This is a genomic window from Phyllobacterium sp. UNC302MFCol5.2 (genome assembly GCF_000686005.1).
Lineage (GTDB): Bacteria > Pseudomonadota > Alphaproteobacteria > Rhizobiales > Rhizobiaceae > Phyllobacterium > Phyllobacterium pellucidum.
Genome location: NZ_JMLL01000010.1, coordinates 1452036 through 1465700 on the forward strand (window position 1 = coordinate 1452036; position 13665 = coordinate 1465700).

At 59.1% G+C, this 13665-nt stretch carries 15 protein-coding genes and 2 pseudogenes; 9 read left to right on the top strand and 8 right to left on the bottom strand.

Going from position 1 to position 13665, the window contains the following annotated elements:
* Positions 1–34: 34 nt before the first annotated feature.
* The gene (lpdA, locus tag BR48_RS0108990; RefSeq protein ID WP_027230994.1) at positions 35–1438 is read left to right on the top strand and encodes a dihydrolipoyl dehydrogenase; all 1404 of its coding nucleotides are present in this window, start codon (positions 35–37) and stop codon (positions 1436–1438) included.
* 70 nt (positions 1439–1508) lie between these two features.
* On the opposite strand, the gene BR48_RS24175 is transcribed toward lpdA, so the two are convergent.
* The 3 genes from BR48_RS24175 to BR48_RS0109005 form a co-directional block, all read right to left on the bottom strand.
* On the bottom strand, positions 1509–1835 hold the full coding sequence (locus BR48_RS24175) for a lipase chaperone (RefSeq protein WP_036813591.1): 327 nt from the start codon (positions 1833–1835) through the stop codon (positions 1509–1511).
* Between the two features lie 117 nt (positions 1836–1952).
* Positions 1953–3020, bottom strand: coding sequence for a TraB/GumN family protein (locus tag BR48_RS0109000; protein ID WP_051614707.1), 1068 nt, complete (start codon positions 3018–3020; stop codon positions 1953–1955).
* Between the two features lie 82 nt (positions 3021–3102).
* Positions 3103–4059 carry a tyrosine recombinase XerC gene (locus BR48_RS0109005; RefSeq protein WP_027230996.1) on the bottom strand — a complete coding sequence of 319 codons (957 nt, stop codon included), beginning with the start codon at positions 4057–4059 and terminating at the stop codon, positions 3103–3105.
* A gap of 129 nt (positions 4060–4188) precedes the next feature.
* On the opposite strand from BR48_RS0109005, the gene rimM reads away from it, so the two are divergent.
* The 6 genes and pseudogenes from rimM (at position 4189) to leuC (ending at position 9422) form a co-directional block, all read left to right on the top strand.
* On the top strand, positions 4189–4770 hold the full coding sequence (rimM, locus tag BR48_RS0109010) for a ribosome maturation factor RimM (protein WP_027230997.1): 582 nt from the start codon (positions 4189–4191) through the stop codon (positions 4768–4770).
* Positions 4767–5471 (top strand): tRNA (guanosine(37)-N1)-methyltransferase TrmD, encoded by a 705-nt coding sequence (trmD, locus tag BR48_RS0109015; RefSeq protein ID WP_027230998.1) that lies wholly within the window; start codon positions 4767–4769, stop codon positions 5469–5471. The genes rimM and trmD overlap by 4 nt, the downstream gene beginning before the upstream one ends.
* Before the next feature lie 205 nt (positions 5472–5676).
* The gene (gene rplS / locus BR48_RS0109020) at positions 5677–6123 is read left to right on the top strand and encodes a 50S ribosomal protein L19 (protein WP_027230999.1); all 447 of its coding nucleotides are present in this window, start codon (positions 5677–5679) and stop codon (positions 6121–6123) included.
* A 168-nt stretch (positions 6124–6291) separates the two neighbouring features.
* Positions 6292–7067 (top strand): annotated as a pseudogene (locus BR48_RS24180) (transporter substrate-binding domain-containing protein).
* The gene (locus BR48_RS0109030; protein WP_027231000.1) at positions 7064–7882 is read left to right on the top strand and encodes an amino acid ABC transporter permease; all 819 of its coding nucleotides are present in this window, start codon (positions 7064–7066) and stop codon (positions 7880–7882) included. The pseudogene BR48_RS24180 and the gene BR48_RS0109030 overlap by 4 nt, the downstream one beginning before the upstream one ends.
* A gap of 130 nt (positions 7883–8012) precedes the next feature.
* The gene (gene leuC, locus BR48_RS0109035) at positions 8013–9422 is read left to right on the top strand and encodes a 3-isopropylmalate dehydratase large subunit (RefSeq protein ID WP_027231001.1); all 1410 of its coding nucleotides are present in this window, start codon (positions 8013–8015) and stop codon (positions 9420–9422) included.
* 67 nt (positions 9423–9489) lie between these two features.
* On the opposite strand, the gene queF is transcribed toward leuC, so the two are convergent.
* From queF to BR48_RS0109060, 5 genes and pseudogenes are all read right to left on the bottom strand, one after another.
* Positions 9490–9951, bottom strand: a complete 462-nt coding sequence (gene queF, locus BR48_RS0109040; protein WP_027231002.1) for a preQ(1) synthase — start codon at positions 9949–9951, stop codon at positions 9490–9492.
* On the bottom strand, positions 9948–10334 hold the full coding sequence (locus BR48_RS0109045; protein ID WP_027231003.1) for a 6-carboxytetrahydropterin synthase: 387 nt from the start codon (positions 10332–10334) through the stop codon (positions 9948–9950). Before BR48_RS0109045 ends, queF begins: the two co-directional genes overlap by 4 nt.
* Positions 10335–10385: 51 nt before the next feature.
* Positions 10386–11033, bottom strand: a complete 648-nt coding sequence (gene queE / locus BR48_RS0109050; RefSeq protein WP_027231004.1) for a 7-carboxy-7-deazaguanine synthase — start codon at positions 11031–11033, stop codon at positions 10386–10388.
* Positions 11030–11741, bottom strand: a pseudogene (gene queC, locus BR48_RS24185) (7-cyano-7-deazaguanine synthase QueC). Before queC ends, queE begins: the two are co-directional and overlap by 4 nt.
* Before the next feature lie 77 nt (positions 11742–11818).
* Positions 11819–12229 carry a hypothetical protein gene (locus BR48_RS0109060; RefSeq protein ID WP_027231005.1) on the bottom strand — a complete coding sequence of 137 codons (411 nt, stop codon included), beginning with the start codon at positions 12227–12229 and terminating at the stop codon, positions 11819–11821.
* Positions 12230–12414: 185 nt separating this feature from the next.
* On the opposite strand from BR48_RS0109060, the gene BR48_RS0109065 reads away from it, so the two are divergent.
* Positions 12415–12888: a GNAT family N-acetyltransferase gene (locus tag BR48_RS0109065; RefSeq protein ID WP_027231006.1), complete on the top strand. Its 474-nt coding sequence runs from the start codon at positions 12415–12417 to the stop codon at positions 12886–12888.
* Between the two features lie 370 nt (positions 12889–13258).
* The gene (gene sdhC / locus BR48_RS0109070; RefSeq protein WP_027231007.1) at positions 13259–13657 is read left to right on the top strand and encodes a succinate dehydrogenase, cytochrome b556 subunit; all 399 of its coding nucleotides are present in this window, start codon (positions 13259–13261) and stop codon (positions 13655–13657) included.
* The last annotated feature ends 8 nt before the right edge of the window (positions 13658–13665 follow it).

Genomic DNA, 13665 nt, shown 5'->3' on the forward strand with positions numbered 1-13665 from the left:
ATCGCGCACAGCGTCATAAGAGAAGGATTGAGTTATGGCATATGATGTCGTCGTCATCGGAACGGGTCCGGGTGGCTATGTCTGCGCGATCAAGGCTGCGCAGCTTGGCCTGAAGACCGCGGTGGTCGAGAAGCGCGCCACCTTTGGCGGCACCTGCCTGAATATCGGCTGCATCCCCTCAAAGGCTCTGCTGCATGCATCCGAGGTGTTTCACGAGGCCGGACATTCCCATGCCACCCTCGGCGTGGATGTCGGCACGCTAAAACTCAACTTGCCGGCCATGCTGGCGCACAAGGATGCGACGGTGGAGGCCAACGTCAACGGCGTCGCGTTCCTGTTCAAGAAGAACAAGATCGATGCCTTCATTGGTACGGGCAAGATCATTGGCGCAGGCAAAGTTTCGGTAACCGCTGACGACGGCACGGTCCAGGAGATCGAGACGAAAAACATCGTGATAGCCACCGGCTCGGATGTCGCGGGCATTCCGGGTGTAAATGTCGAGTTCGACGAAAAGGTTATTGTTTCATCGACCGGTGCGCTCGAATTTCAGAAGGTCCCCGAAAGCCTGATCGTTGTCGGGGGCGGCGTCATCGGGCTCGAACTCGGATCGGTTTGGAGCCGTCTCGGATCGAAGGTGACTGTCGTCGAATATCTCGACAAGATTCTCGGGCCGATGGATGGTGAAGTGTCCAAGCAGTTCCAGCGCATGCTCGAAAAGCAGGGCATCGAGTTCAAGATGGGCGCCAAGGTCACCGGCGTCGAGAAAGCCGGCAAGGGCGCGAAAGTGACCTTCGAACCGGTAAAGGGCGGCGAGCCCCAGACGTTGGAGGCCGATGCGGTCCTCGTTTCTACTGGGCGCCGGCCCTATACCGACGCGCTCGGTCTGGAAGAGGCTGGGATTGCCACCGAGCGCGGGCGCGTCGCGATCAACGATCATTGGCAGACCAACGTTGCGGGCATCTACGCGATCGGCGACGTCGTCGCCGGGCCGATGCTGGCGCACAAGGCCGAGGACGAAGGTATTGCCGTTGCAGAAATCCTGGCAGGGCAGGCCGGCCATGTGAATTATGATGCGATCCCGAGCGTCGTCTATACCCAACCCGAAGTCGCGTCGGTGGGCAAAACCGAGGAAGAATTGAAGGCGGCTGGCATCGACTACAAGGTCGGAAAGTTCCCGTTCACCGCCAACGGACGCGCCCGCGCCATGCTCCACACCGACGGTTTCGTCAAGATTTTGGCCGACAAGGCCAGTGACAAGGTTCTCGGCGTGCACATCCTCGGCTATGGCGCCGGAGAGATGATCCACGAAGCGACCGTGCTCATGGAATTCGGCGGTTCTTCGGAAGATCTGGCACGGACCACACATGCTCACCCGACCATGTCCGAGGCAGTTCGCGAAGCCGCGCTTGCGACCTTCGCCAAAGCTATTCACATGTGATGGTGCGTTCAAAGGTTACAAAAAAGGCCCGGATATCCGGGCCTTTTTGCATTCATTGCAGTACCAAAACTTACTGGGCAGGTGCCGGAGCAGCCGGTGCCGGCGTGGTCGTCGGGGCCGGAGCAGTTTCGGCAGGCGCCGGTGCTGGCGTTGCCGGAGCCATCGCGTTCGGTTCAGGCTTTGCCGATTCCGGAGCTGTCGTTGTAGCGGGCGCAGTCGGTGCCGGTGCGGTCATCTCGTTGCTACCGCTGTTCAGATAGAAATAGCCGCCAACGATCAGTGCAGCGATCAGAATACCCGCGATAAGAAAACCGCCTGAGCCCGACTTCGCTGTCGCTCTCGGGTTCAAAGGTTCGGTTTCTATCGGCCGTTGCTGCAGGTTCGGATCATAGGTCATTTCGTGTCCTCCATGACGTTTCAGGGCGTCCAATGGAAGGAAAACGGCTACTTTTCAAATAAGTTCCAAAAAGCCGCCTGCTTATGCTGCAATGCACACATGCTCGAGGGATCGCGGTTACTCCGCGCTCACCTGATAGCCCTTGTTTCGCAGCAACGAAACGAGCCCATCCTTGCCCGGAAGGTGGAGGGCGCCCACGGCGATAAAAGCATTACCCTGATCTATTATCGGAGAAGCCCGATCAGCCATGACCCGGTTGCGGGCATTGACCATCGTTTCCTCAAAGGCGGCGTAGCTGCTGCCGCTTTCGATGCCATCGGGCGAGACGGAGCGCATTAGCGGGAATATCATGCCAATTTCGCCCTTCGTGTAGAGGACGGTCATCGTCTCGAAGATGTCGTTCAGTCTTGGACCGAGAGCGAGCGTTTCCATGAGACCATCGATATGGAACTGCATCGGTAGCGAAGCCATGGCGCCGAGCTGGTCCTTTATCGTCTCGAGCCCCGCAACCTTTTTGCCTGCCGCCTGCGCATCCCGCGCCAGCTTGATGTCGAGAAAGGCGGTTCCGTCCTTGGTGCGGGCGAGCTCGCAAGCCGGCATGGCGAGCATGCTGGTCAGCATCCAGGGCTGCATGCGGTTGACCGCGGCAAGTGTCAGGCCGCGCTGCTGAAGCGCCGCCTTGACGGCATCGACCTTGTCCTTCGGAATGAGCTTGTCGAGCGTGGTTGCATCCGTGAACATCATCAGTTCAGGTGTCTCGGCGAGAACTTTAAATTGCGCCTTGGGATCGAGCACTTCATCGGTTTCGATGACGACCGTATCGGCGCCCTGATAGGCAGCCTGCGTTGCCTCCGACAGTTTGAGCACGCGCGGATCGGTAAGATGCATGGTTCCGAAAAGATAGGACGGCTTGATGCCGGGCCTTTCAATCTTCCATAGGAGCCCCGTACCGTTCTCAGTTGCAGCGGCCTGCTTTTGCAATGTTTCAAGCTTGGCGGGCTCTGATTTCGCCATCGCAGCGATAATATCGTGGCCTCCACAGCTTAAATCGCCCGCATGGGCGCGCGCCGCGCCAAGGGCGACGACGAAGAACGATGCGAGCAAGAGCCAGCTCAGTGCCACCAGCAGCTGGAGCAGGCGATCTGCTATACGGTCGAATATGACGGAAATATCCTGGTTATCCATGCCGGACTTTTACCAATGGGCCTGCCGAGAAAGTGTTAATCTCTACCTGCAAATTGTCTCGAATATGAATTGCCCCGACATTTCAAGCGCGCGGATGCGCCTTTTCGTAAATTTCCAGGAGCCGCTCGCTGTCGACACCGGTATAGACCTGCGTCGTCGAAAGGCTGGCGTGGCCGAGGAGCTCCTGAATGGTGCGCAGATCACCGCCGCGCCCGAGAAGATGCGTCGCAAAGGAGTGGCGAAGTGCGTGCGGGGTCGCCGTATCAGGCAGCCCAAGCGCACTGCGCATTTTCTGCATGTCGCGCTGAATGATCGCGGGATGAAGCTCGCCCCCGCGCGCGCCCCGGAAAAGCGGCGTTCCTTCCGCAAGGTCATAGGGGCAGAGCTTGCGATACTCTGCGACAGCGCGATGCACGACGGGTAGCAATGGCACCATGCGGGTCTTGCCGCCCTTGCCGGTGATAGGAATGGAACGGGCGTCGGGATCGGTAAGTGCCCCGCCGTCGAGGCCAAGCGCTTCCGAGATGCGCAGGCCGCATCCATAAAGCAGCGTCAGTACTGCGGCGTTGCGCGCAGCAATCCACGGTTCTTCGTTTAGCTGTTCGCCCTTTTCAACGACGCGCCGTGCATCGATCATGGTCAGCGGCTTTGGCAGGGATTTTGGCTGGCGGGGCGAACGGATGGCGATGGATGCGGCGGCATTGGCCATGCCCTGCTTTTCGAGAAAGCGCAGAAACGAGCGTATGCCGGCAAGGCCGCGCCCGAGCGTGCGGGCGCCTGCGCCATCATTGCGCCGCCTTGCAAGGAAGGAACGGAGATCGACAATCCGCAACGTCGCAACATCCTTCAGCGCCGGCGGCTCGCCAAGATGGCCCGTCAGGAACTGGAAGAACTGGCGCGTATCGCGCTCATAGGCATCGAGCGTATTGGCCGCGAGCCGGCGCGTGTTCTTCAATGATTTCAGCCAGTTCTCACGGGCATCCACGAGATCTGGCCGTGCGGACACAAGAAACTCGGCCGGCTTAGGTACTGCGCCCATTGCATCGCTCCTTTGAACCATCGCCGCGACAGTGCCACAGGAGTCCTTTCCGGTTCGTTTCTGGTTTTGCTTGGCGTTTCGCCGTAGAAAGGCTAATCCAAAAAACTCGAAACTTCAGTTCGGAACATCATGGCAAAGTTGAAAGACCCGGTGCAATTGGCAGTGATCGGCGCGGCACACGGCACGCGAGGCGAACTCAGGGTGAAAACATTCACCGGCGATCCCATGGCGCTTGGCGATTACGGCATGCTTTACGACGAAACCGGCCGGCCCTTCGAGGTTCTCGATATCCGTCCGGCGAAAACCGTAGTCGTCGTGCGCTTTCGCGGCGTGAACGACCGCAACATGGCGGAAGCGCTTAACGGCACGACGCTGTTCATCGACCGTTCGCAGTTGCCGCAGGACCTTGATGAAGATGAGTATTACCATTCCGACCTGATTGGACTTGATGCTGTAGACGCCGACGGGAACACGTTCGGCAAGGTGTCCGCCATGTTCGATTTCGGCGGCGGCGATCTCCTCGAACTGACCATGCACGGCAAGCGCCCGATGCTTATTCCGTTCACGCAGGCAGCCGTGCCGAGCGTGGACGTGAAGGCGGGGCATGTCGTCATCGATCCCGTGGCCGCCGGTCTTATCCCCGACGCCGACGAGGCCGAAGAGCGCCGGCGGCAACTTGGGGGAGAATCCGGGGGAAACACCAAGCCATGAGCAGGGAGGGGTTCCGCGCCACGGTCCTGACGCTTTATCCCGAAATGTTTCCGGGCCCGCTCGGCATCTCGCTTGCCGGTAAAGCGCTGAACGAAGGAGCATGGTCGCTCGAGCCGGTGCAAATTCGCGATTTTGCCACCGACAAGCACCGCATGGTCGACGATACACCGGCGGGCGGCGGCGCAGGCATGGTCATGAAGCCTGATGTCCTCGGGCGCGCGGTTGATCACGTGGCCGATGGCAGGCCCAAACTTTTCATGAGCCCGCGCGGCAAGCCGCTCACGCAAGAGCGTGTGCGCCAGCTTGCCGACGGCCCGGGTGCCATTATCCTGTGCGGGCGCTTCGAGGGCGTGGACGAGAGACTGATCGAAGCGCGGCAGTTCGAGGAGGTCTCGATCGGCGACTACATTCTTTCCGGCGGCGAAACTGCTGCGATCGTCGTTCTCGATGCGGTCGTAAGGCTTTTGCCCGGGGTGATGGGCAATGCGCTGTCAGGTGAGACTGAAAGCTTCGAGACGGGATTGCTTGAGCATCCGCATTATACCAAGCCGCAGGAATGGGAGGGAAGGCGTATCCCCGATGTTCTCCTTTCCGGCAACCATGGTGCGATCGAGAAGTGGCGGCGTGCCGAGGCCGAGCGTTTGACGCGTGAGCGGCGGCAAGACCTCTGGGATGCCCATGGCAAACGGACGAAGCGATAGCTGGGCAAAAAGATTGACGCACGGAGGTGACAAACCGGCTTTAATGGTGTATCTGCCCGCCAACTCCGGAAAAATCCGGGTCCATTAATCAATGAATGGTGAATTCGCTCCTGCCTCCCTTGAGGCATAGAAACGCGGCCAAATGTGCTGCGTGCCAAGTGCCGAGCGCTCTGACTGTTCGAGAAGAACGTAAAGGATGAAGACGATGGATATTATTCGTCAGCTCGACGCAGAGCAGAAGGCAAAGATCGAAGCCAAGCGCACCCTTCCGGATTTCAAGCCGGGCGACACGGTCCGCGTCAACGTACGCGTTACCGAAGGTACGCGCACCCGCGTCCAGGCCTATGAAGGCGTATGCATCGCCCGCAGCGGCGCTGGCCTCAACGAGAACTTTACGGTTCGCAAGATTTCCTACGGCGAAGGCGTCGAGCGCGTTTTCCCGATCTATTCTCCGTTGGTCGAGGGCGTTGAGCTCGTTCGCCGCGGCAAGGTTCGCCGCGCCAAGCTCTACTACCTGCGTGGCCTGACTGGTAAGGCTGCCCGCATTGCCGAGAAGAAGGACAATCGCAAGGGCAAGACCGCGGTTCCGGCTACCGGCACTGCCGAGACCGTTTCGGAGGCTACTGTCGCCAAGGCACCGGCTGCCGAATAAGCGCAGGCTCCTGGATTTGAACAAGGCGGTCTTCGGGCCGCCTTTTTCATTTTCGGAGTAATTTTGTCCCCGTTCACAACTGACAGTAGGATTGCGACCCTTGCGGGATTGACGGCTCAACGCCAAGGTGAAATCTGTTTCGCTTCAGACGAATGAGGGGCTGAGATAATGTTGCGATCCGTTTTGATAGCTGGGCTTATGCTTGCCGCGCTGCCGTTTTCCGCTTTTGCAGCAGACCTGCCTGACCTTCGCGGCAAGAAGGTTGCCATCGTTACCGAGAACGCCTATCCGCCTCTGCAGTTCGTCGATCCCAAGACCGGCAAGCCGATTGGTTGGGAATATGATGCCATGAACGAGATCGCCAAGCGCCTCAACTTCCAGGTCGAATATCTCAACACGAGTTGGGACGCGATGATCCAGGCGGTGTCCGACAACCAGTACCAGATCGGCATGGACGGCATCACAATCAATGACGAGCGCAAGCAGAAGATCGACTTCTCAGAACCCTATATGCGAACGTGCGCAGCGACGAGAAACGCTTCACCGATCCGAAGAGCTTTGCCGAGGTGAAGGACACGCTGGTCGGATCGCAGCCGGGGACGACCAACTTCTACGTCGCCGTCTATAACGTGCTTGACGGCAATGAGCAGAATCCGCGCATCAAGCTCTTCGAGACATTCGGCGCGACAATCGAAGCGTTGAAGACGGGTGATGTCGATCTCGTCCTGACCGACAGCACGGCGGGCAAAGGTTATGTCGATGCGTCTGGCGGCAAGCTGAAGCTCATCGGCGGGCCACTTGGTGCCGAGGATTTCGGCTTCATATTTCCCAAGGGGTCGGACCTGAAGGCGCCCGTCGATGCGGCAATTGCGGCGCTCAAGGCCGACGGCACGTTCGAAGCGCTCAACAAGAAATGGTTCCTCGACTACAAGCTCGGGCAGTGACAAGCGCCAGACCGTCGCGCGCATCGAAGCCGGACTTCCCCTGGTGGTTGGTTGTTGCCGGAACGATTGCCATCGCGCTAGGCATCGCCATTCTCGTCAGCCCGATCTACGGGCAAGTCTTCGCGACCGTGTCGCAAGGCATCTGGATTACGGTCTGGGTGTCGCTTCTCGCATTTTGCCTCGCTTCCGTGCTCGGTCTCGCGCTCGCGGTCATGAGCCTCTCGGACCATATCGCAATAAGGCAAGCTGCGCGCTTCTACGTCGAAGTCGTGCGCGGCGTGCCGCTTCTCGTGCTGCTTTTCTATATCGCCTTTGTCGGCGCTCCGGCGCTGGTTGCGCTGTGGAACTTTCTTTCTCAACCGTTGCAAGGCGCTGGCCTGATCGAACCGGCCCTGGTGCGGGATTTTTCGTTGCTTTGGCGCGCGATCATTGCGTTGATGCTCGCCTATGCAGCGTTTCTTGCCGAGATATTCCGGGCAGGCATCCAGGCGGTCGACAAGGGACAGATAGAGGCAGCCAAGGCGCTCGGTCTCACACGGTTGCAACGTTTCCGGCTGATCGTCATGCCACAGGCCATCCGTACGATCCTGCCACCTTACGGCAATGATTTTATCTCGATGGTGAAGGATTCGTCGCTGGTCTCGGTGCTCGGCGTGGTCGACGTCACGCAGATGGGAAAAGTCTATGCCTCCGGTTCATTCCGCTTTTTTGAAACCTATTCGGTCGTTGCCTATATCTATCTTCTCCTGACTATCAGCCTGTCCCTTGCATTGCGATGGATCGAACGAAGACTGGGGCGGTCCGACCGTCGCTGAACCTGCGCGAAGAGCGGCGCATTGTCGCCGGAATATTACTTTTATCGCTTGTTTCTTGACGTAACTGGACCTCAAGTGCATATGTCCACGAAATAATTGAAAAGCACAAAACCGTGCCGAGGATAGAACTATGACTGCGCCACGCACACTTTATGACAAGATTTGGGATGACCATCTGGTCGATCAACAGGAAGACGGCACATGCCTTCTCTATATTGATCGCCATCTTGTCCATGAAGTGACAAGCCCGCAGGCCTTCGAAGGTCTTCGCCTGACCGGGCGCAAGGTGCGTCATCCGGAAAAGACGCTTGCCGTGGTCGACCACAATGTTCCGACCTCGCCCGACCGCGTGAACGGCATCAAGAACGAAGAAAGCCGCATCCAGGTTGAGGCGCTTGCCAAGAACGCTGCGGATTTCGGCGTCGAATATTATTCGGAGAAGGATATTCGCCAGGGCATCGTCCACATCATCGGGCCCGAGCAGGGCTTTACCCTGCCCGGCATGACGATCGTTTGCGGCGATAGCCACACCTCCACCCATGGCGCCTTTGGCGCGCTCGCCCATGGCATCGGCACGTCCGAGGTCGAGCACGTGCTCGCCACGCAGACGCTGATCCAGTCAAAAGCCAAGAACATGCTGGTGCGCGTCGACGGCAAGCTGCCGCAAGGGGTCACCGCCAAGGACATCATCCTCGCCATCATCGGCGAGATCGGCACGGCCGGTGGCACCGGCTATGTCATCGAATATGCTGGCGAGGCGATCCGTGACCTGTCCATGGAAGGACGCATGACGATCTGCAACATGTCGATTGAAGGCGGAGCCCGCGCCGGACTCATAGCGCCGGATGAAACCACTTTCGCCTATGTCAAGGACAAGCCGCGCGCGCCGAAGGGCCAGGCCTGGGACATGGCGATCGACTATTGGAAGACACTCCACACCGACGAGGGTGCGCATTTCGACAAGGTTGTCGTGCTCAATGCAGCGGAACTTCCGCCCATCGTTTCCTGGGGTTCGTCGCCGGAAGACGTCGTCTCCGTCACAGGCACCGTGCCCAATCCGGACGACATCGCCGACGAGACGAAGCGCAGTTCGAAGTGGCGCGCGCTCGACTATATGGGCCTGAAGCCCGGAACGCCGATCACCGACATCAAGCTCGACCGCGTCTTCATCGGGTCATGCACTAATGGCCGCATCGAAGATCTGCGCGCTGTCGCCAAGGTCGTTGAAGGCCGCAAGGTCAGCGAGCACGTCGATGCCATGATCGTTCCGGGCTCCGGCATCGTCAAGCAGCAGGCGGAAGCCGAGGGCCTCGACAAGATCTTCAAGGAAGCCGGGTTCGATTGGCGTGAGCCGGGTTGCTCCATGTGCCTTGCCATGAATGACGACCGCCTGAAGCCGGGCGAACGTTGCGCTTCCACGTCGAACCGCAATTTCGAGGGTCGCCAGGGCTTCAAGGGCCGCACGCACCTTGTTTCTCCGGCAATGGCCGCAGCCGCGGCGATCGCCGGTCACTTCATCGACATCCGCGATTGGAAATAATCGCTGTTGCCCTCCCCTTCCGGGGAGGGCGCTACTTTTTGTCGGCAGCGCCTTTGGGCTTTGGAGCTCAGCCCCGCCCACGATAGGGCTGAACGCCCTGGTCGGGCAGCCAAAGACCCTTGGGTGACGGCCCCGATTGCCAGAATACATCGATCGGAATCCCGCCGCGCGGATACCAGTAGCCGCCGATGCGCAGCCATTGTGGCTTGATGGCGTCGACGATGCGCTTGCCAATGCCCACCGTACAATCTTCGTGAAATGCGCCGTGGTTGCGGAAGCTGAACAGGAAGAGCTTGAGCGACTTCGATTCCAGCAGGAACTCACCCGGCGCATAATCGATCATCAGATGGCCGAAGTCGGGCTGGCCGGTAACCGGGCAGAGCGACGTGAACTCCGGGCAGGTGAAGCGCGCGAGAAATAGCGTACCAGCCTGTGGGTTGGGGACGGCATCGAGCACGGCTTCATCCGGATGCTGTGGAATCTTGACATCCTTGCCGAGCATTGTTGCCTCATCTGCATAGTGGCTCATGCTGCTGCCTTTCCTGTCTCGAGCTCGCCATTATATTCGCAGCCCTCGCCACAACTGTCGCGGTAAATGCCGATCTCCACGAGCGCGGGCAGATCCGGCTCCACACGCCGCCACAGCCATATGGCAATGGTCTCGAGTGTCGGTAGCTCTAGCCCCGGGACTTCATTGAGATAGCGATGATCGAGCTCTTCGCGGGCGCTGTCGGCGCAGGATTTCACTGCGCCGAGGTCCGTGATCAGTCCGCTCTTCGGGTCCGGTCGTCCATCAAGGGTGATCCGCGCGCGGAAACTGTGGCAATGCAGCCGCTGGTTCACGTGGCCGTCGGGAAAGGAATGCGGCAAATGGTGCGCCGCTTCAAAGTTGAAGTCGATAAAAATTCGCATTTTGTCCTCGGTCAGCTCTGGCGCAGTACAGGCGCCCGCCAAGGCTTGTCTCTAAGGCAAGCCGATCAATTTATGTGTCTGCGTGCTCAGCCGCCAAAGCGGATGGGCGAGGCAATAGGCCGCTGCAGATGCCACATGCGCGGCGGTTTGCGCCGGATCACCGATAACGTCAAGAGGTTGCAGATAGAAATGGTTGAAGGCAAGCGTCGTAAAGCGCGAGGGGTGAACTTCGCTCTCCTTCTGCGGATAGACAAGTTTGAGCTCGTTGCCGCGAGTCTGGACCAGCGAGGCGGTTCCTTTCGGTGAAACGCATATCCAGTCGAGCCCTGCAGGCGCGGCGATCGTTCCGTTGGTCTCGATGCCGACTTCGAAGCCTCTTGCATGAAACGCATCGATCAGCGTCGCGTCGAGTTGAAGGAGTGGCTCGCCCCCCGTGCAGATGACATAAGGCTTGCCGCCGCCCGGCCACTTCGCCGCGACCGCTTCAGCCAAGGCATCCGCGGTGTTGAACTTGCCACCGCCGGGGCCATCAACGCCGATGAAGTCCGTATCGCAGAACTGGCAGACAGCTTCGTCGCGGTCCCGCTCAAGACCGGACCACAAGTTGCAACCGGCAAATCGCATGAACACGGCGGCGCGGCCGGTGTGATTGCCCTCGCCTTGGAGCGTCAGGTAGATTTCCTTGACCGCGTATGTCACGCCGCTTCCGCCTTGAATTTCTTCCAGCCACCGGCGCGCAGAGCGCAGGCGGGACAGGTTCCGCACCCGTAGCCCCAGGCGTAGCGGTTCGTGCGATCGCCAAGATAACAGGTGTGGGTGGACTCGATCACCAGATCAAGCAGCGGGTTGCCGCCAAGTTCCTGCGCAAGGGCAAAGGTCTCTGCCTTGTCGAGCCACATCAGCGGCGCCTCGATGGTGATACGACGATCGAGGCCGAGGGAAAGGGCGACTTGCAGCGCCTTCAGCGTATCATCGCGGCAATCCGGATAGCCGGAATAATCCGTCTCGCACATGCCGCCTATGATGACGCGCAGGCCGCGGCGATAGGCGAGGGCACCTGCAAGCGTGAAGAAAAGGAGGTTGCGGCCCGGCACGAACTGTGTTGGGAAGGCCGTTTTCCGCCATGGCAATGGCAATGTCAGCCGTCATCGCAGTAGCGCCAAGCGCGTTGACCATCGACGCGTTCAGCAGATGGTCGTCACCCAAACGTTTGCCCCATGCGGGAAACGCGGTTGTCAGCGCTTCGCGGAATGCACCGCGTACCTCGAGCTCGACGCGGTGGCGCTGGCCGTAATCGAAGCCCACCGTCTCAACCCTCTCGAAGCGTGAGAGCGCCCAGGCCAGACAGGTGGCGGAATCCTGTCCGCCCGAGAACAGAACGAGTGCGCCATCGGAACTGCGAGCCATTGGAAACGATCCTACAATGAAGCGGCCCCATTACAGGCCACGCTTCGTCAAGGCAAATCAATTCTTGGCAGAAAGGTCTACTCGCAGCCGGGGTGCGCAATAACGGGCGTTTCGTTCCAATCGAGGCCATACATATAGCCGCGTCCCTGGATGACGAGCGGACTGTCGCAGCCCGTATTGGGAGGGGGAACGGTTCCAACCACACGCGGATCGCCGACAGGCGAGATCACCGCCGGACCCTTGCCACGCTTATAGACCGGAACCTGTCGACGGATGTCCCGGCCAAGCGTATCGGACTTTGCCGCAGAAGCGCCGACAAAGATGATCTTTGGTCCGCCCTCTTCGTGCAGGACGACGTTGCCGTACTCGTCGCCATAGGCGTTGCTGGCATTGTTGCCGTTCGCGGTCGCAAGTTGAGGAACCAGCAACAGCGCGAGCGCAACGGATGCAACTGACGATTTCAACAACACACTTTGCATCAAGGTCATTTGTCATCCCTCATCGGCTAGCTTCCTTGATCGCAGCATTAATCTTTTATTAACAATTGTCATCTGCCCATCGCTAATCAAATCGATTTTCATCCGGGCTGCTGGTTGACGGGCCCGGCAAATCAACCAATCCTTGGCGCCAACAAACCGGCTCGACCGGTGCGATCCAAGGGATGGAAGCCGACATGACCAAGAAGACCACCGACGAACACGCAATCGACATTTCGCAACTCCATCTCAGTCATGCCCATGAGTTCGCGCCCCTGCTCGCCAGCTACGCGCAAGCATTGAAGCGCGGCGCACCGCGCCGCCCCGACGATTATTACGCCGAAAACCTGTTGCGCGACCGCGCCGCCGAGATCGCGGGTGCGCGCCTCGATGGTCAACTCGTGGGCTTTGTCATCTTCTACGATCTGCCGGAGCCGGTTTCAGGCATGCGCGCCGGCCAGGTCGATCATATCTACGTGCATCACGATCACCGCGGCAAAGGCATCGCCAAGGCATTGATCGATGTCCTCGCCGACAAGGCCGAGGAGCGCGGCTGGACCAAGCTGTCGCTCAATGCGCCGCGCATTCCAGAGGACGGTCGCAAGCTCTACGAGCAGGTCGCGGCGCCGGCCGACTGGACAAGCTTCATCATACGCTTTGGCAATCAATAGATTGTCCCGCAACGAATGGTTGTTTCGCGGTGTAACACGTCGCGCGCGAGACAGGCTGCGTCGCCACCAAATAGCTGCGCAGTGCCTTCGGGACGGCGTCAGGGATATGAACTGGAGAGACTCATTCAAGTATTTTTTGCAGTGAACAATAATGGCGTTCCTATCAGTGACGGAGCCATTTTGCCGGTTTAAACGATTGAATTTTATGAATAAACCATAAGTGCTTGCTATTGGCGCCATTTCGCAGCATGAGGGTGCGGAAAGGGCTTTGACGCAGTGCAAAAACCGGATTAAAACCCTTCTAAATTGCCTCTCGCAGCCTTTCGGCCCTGCCCGCCATTCGAGGTGAGGCGCTCAATTTGGAAACGCCATGAGCAAGTCATCAATGCATGCAAACCGGCCCCTGTCGCCGCATTTGCAAATCTACAAGCCAATCCCAACCATGGTCATGTCGATCGTCCACCGCGTTACCGGTGCGGCGCTTTATGTCGGCACGTTGCTGGTTGCCTGGTGGTTGATCGCGGCGGCGATCGGCGAAGATTATTTCAACGACGTCAATGCGATTTACGGCTCGTGGCTAGGTCTTCTGGTTCTGCTCGGCTATACGTGGGCGCTCCTTCATCACATGATCGGCGGCATCCGCCACCTGATTTGGGATACGGGACGCGGCCTCGAAAAAGAAACCACCACCAAGATGGCCTGGGCCTCGCTCATTCTTTCGGTCACGCTGACGATCCTCGTCTGGATCGCCGCATTCACAATAGCCTAGACAAGGAG

Excerpts from the sequence above, each read along its gene's own strand:
- sdhC (WP_027231007.1), top strand. The coding sequence starts at position 13,259 with ATGAGCAAGTCATCAATGCATGCAAACCGGCCCCTGTCGCCGCATTTG.
- BR48_RS24175 (WP_036813591.1), bottom strand. The coding sequence starts at position 1,835 with ATGACCTATGATCCGAACCTGCAGCAACGGCCGATAGAAACCGAACCT.
- queF (WP_027231002.1), bottom strand. The coding sequence starts at position 9,951 with ATGAGCCACTATGCAGATGAGGCAACAATGCTCGGCAAGGATGTCAAG.
- BR48_RS0109065 (WP_027231006.1), top strand. The coding sequence starts at position 12,415 with ATGACCAAGAAGACCACCGACGAACACGCAATCGACATTTCGCAACTC.
- leuC (WP_027231001.1), top strand. The coding sequence starts at position 8,013 with ATGACTGCGCCACGCACACTTTATGACAAGATTTGGGATGACCATCTG.
- trmD (WP_027230998.1), top strand. The coding sequence starts at position 4,767 with ATGAGCAGGGAGGGGTTCCGCGCCACGGTCCTGACGCTTTATCCCGAA.
- BR48_RS0109000 (WP_051614707.1), bottom strand. The coding sequence starts at position 3,020 with ATGGATAACCAGGATATTTCCGTCATATTCGACCGTATAGCAGATCGC.
- lpdA (WP_027230994.1), top strand. The coding sequence starts at position 35 with ATGGCATATGATGTCGTCGTCATCGGAACGGGTCCGGGTGGCTATGTC.
- rimM (WP_027230997.1), top strand. The coding sequence starts at position 4,189 with ATGGCAAAGTTGAAAGACCCGGTGCAATTGGCAGTGATCGGCGCGGCA.
- BR48_RS0109060 (WP_027231005.1), bottom strand. The coding sequence starts at position 12,229 with ATGACCTTGATGCAAAGTGTGTTGTTGAAATCGTCAGTTGCATCCGTT.
- rplS (WP_027230999.1), top strand. The coding sequence starts at position 5,677 with ATGGATATTATTCGTCAGCTCGACGCAGAGCAGAAGGCAAAGATCGAA.
- BR48_RS0109005 (WP_027230996.1), bottom strand. The coding sequence starts at position 4,059 with ATGGGCGCAGTACCTAAGCCGGCCGAGTTTCTTGTGTCCGCACGGCCA.
- BR48_RS0109045 (WP_027231003.1), bottom strand. The coding sequence starts at position 10,334 with ATGCGAATTTTTATCGACTTCAACTTTGAAGCGGCGCACCATTTGCCG.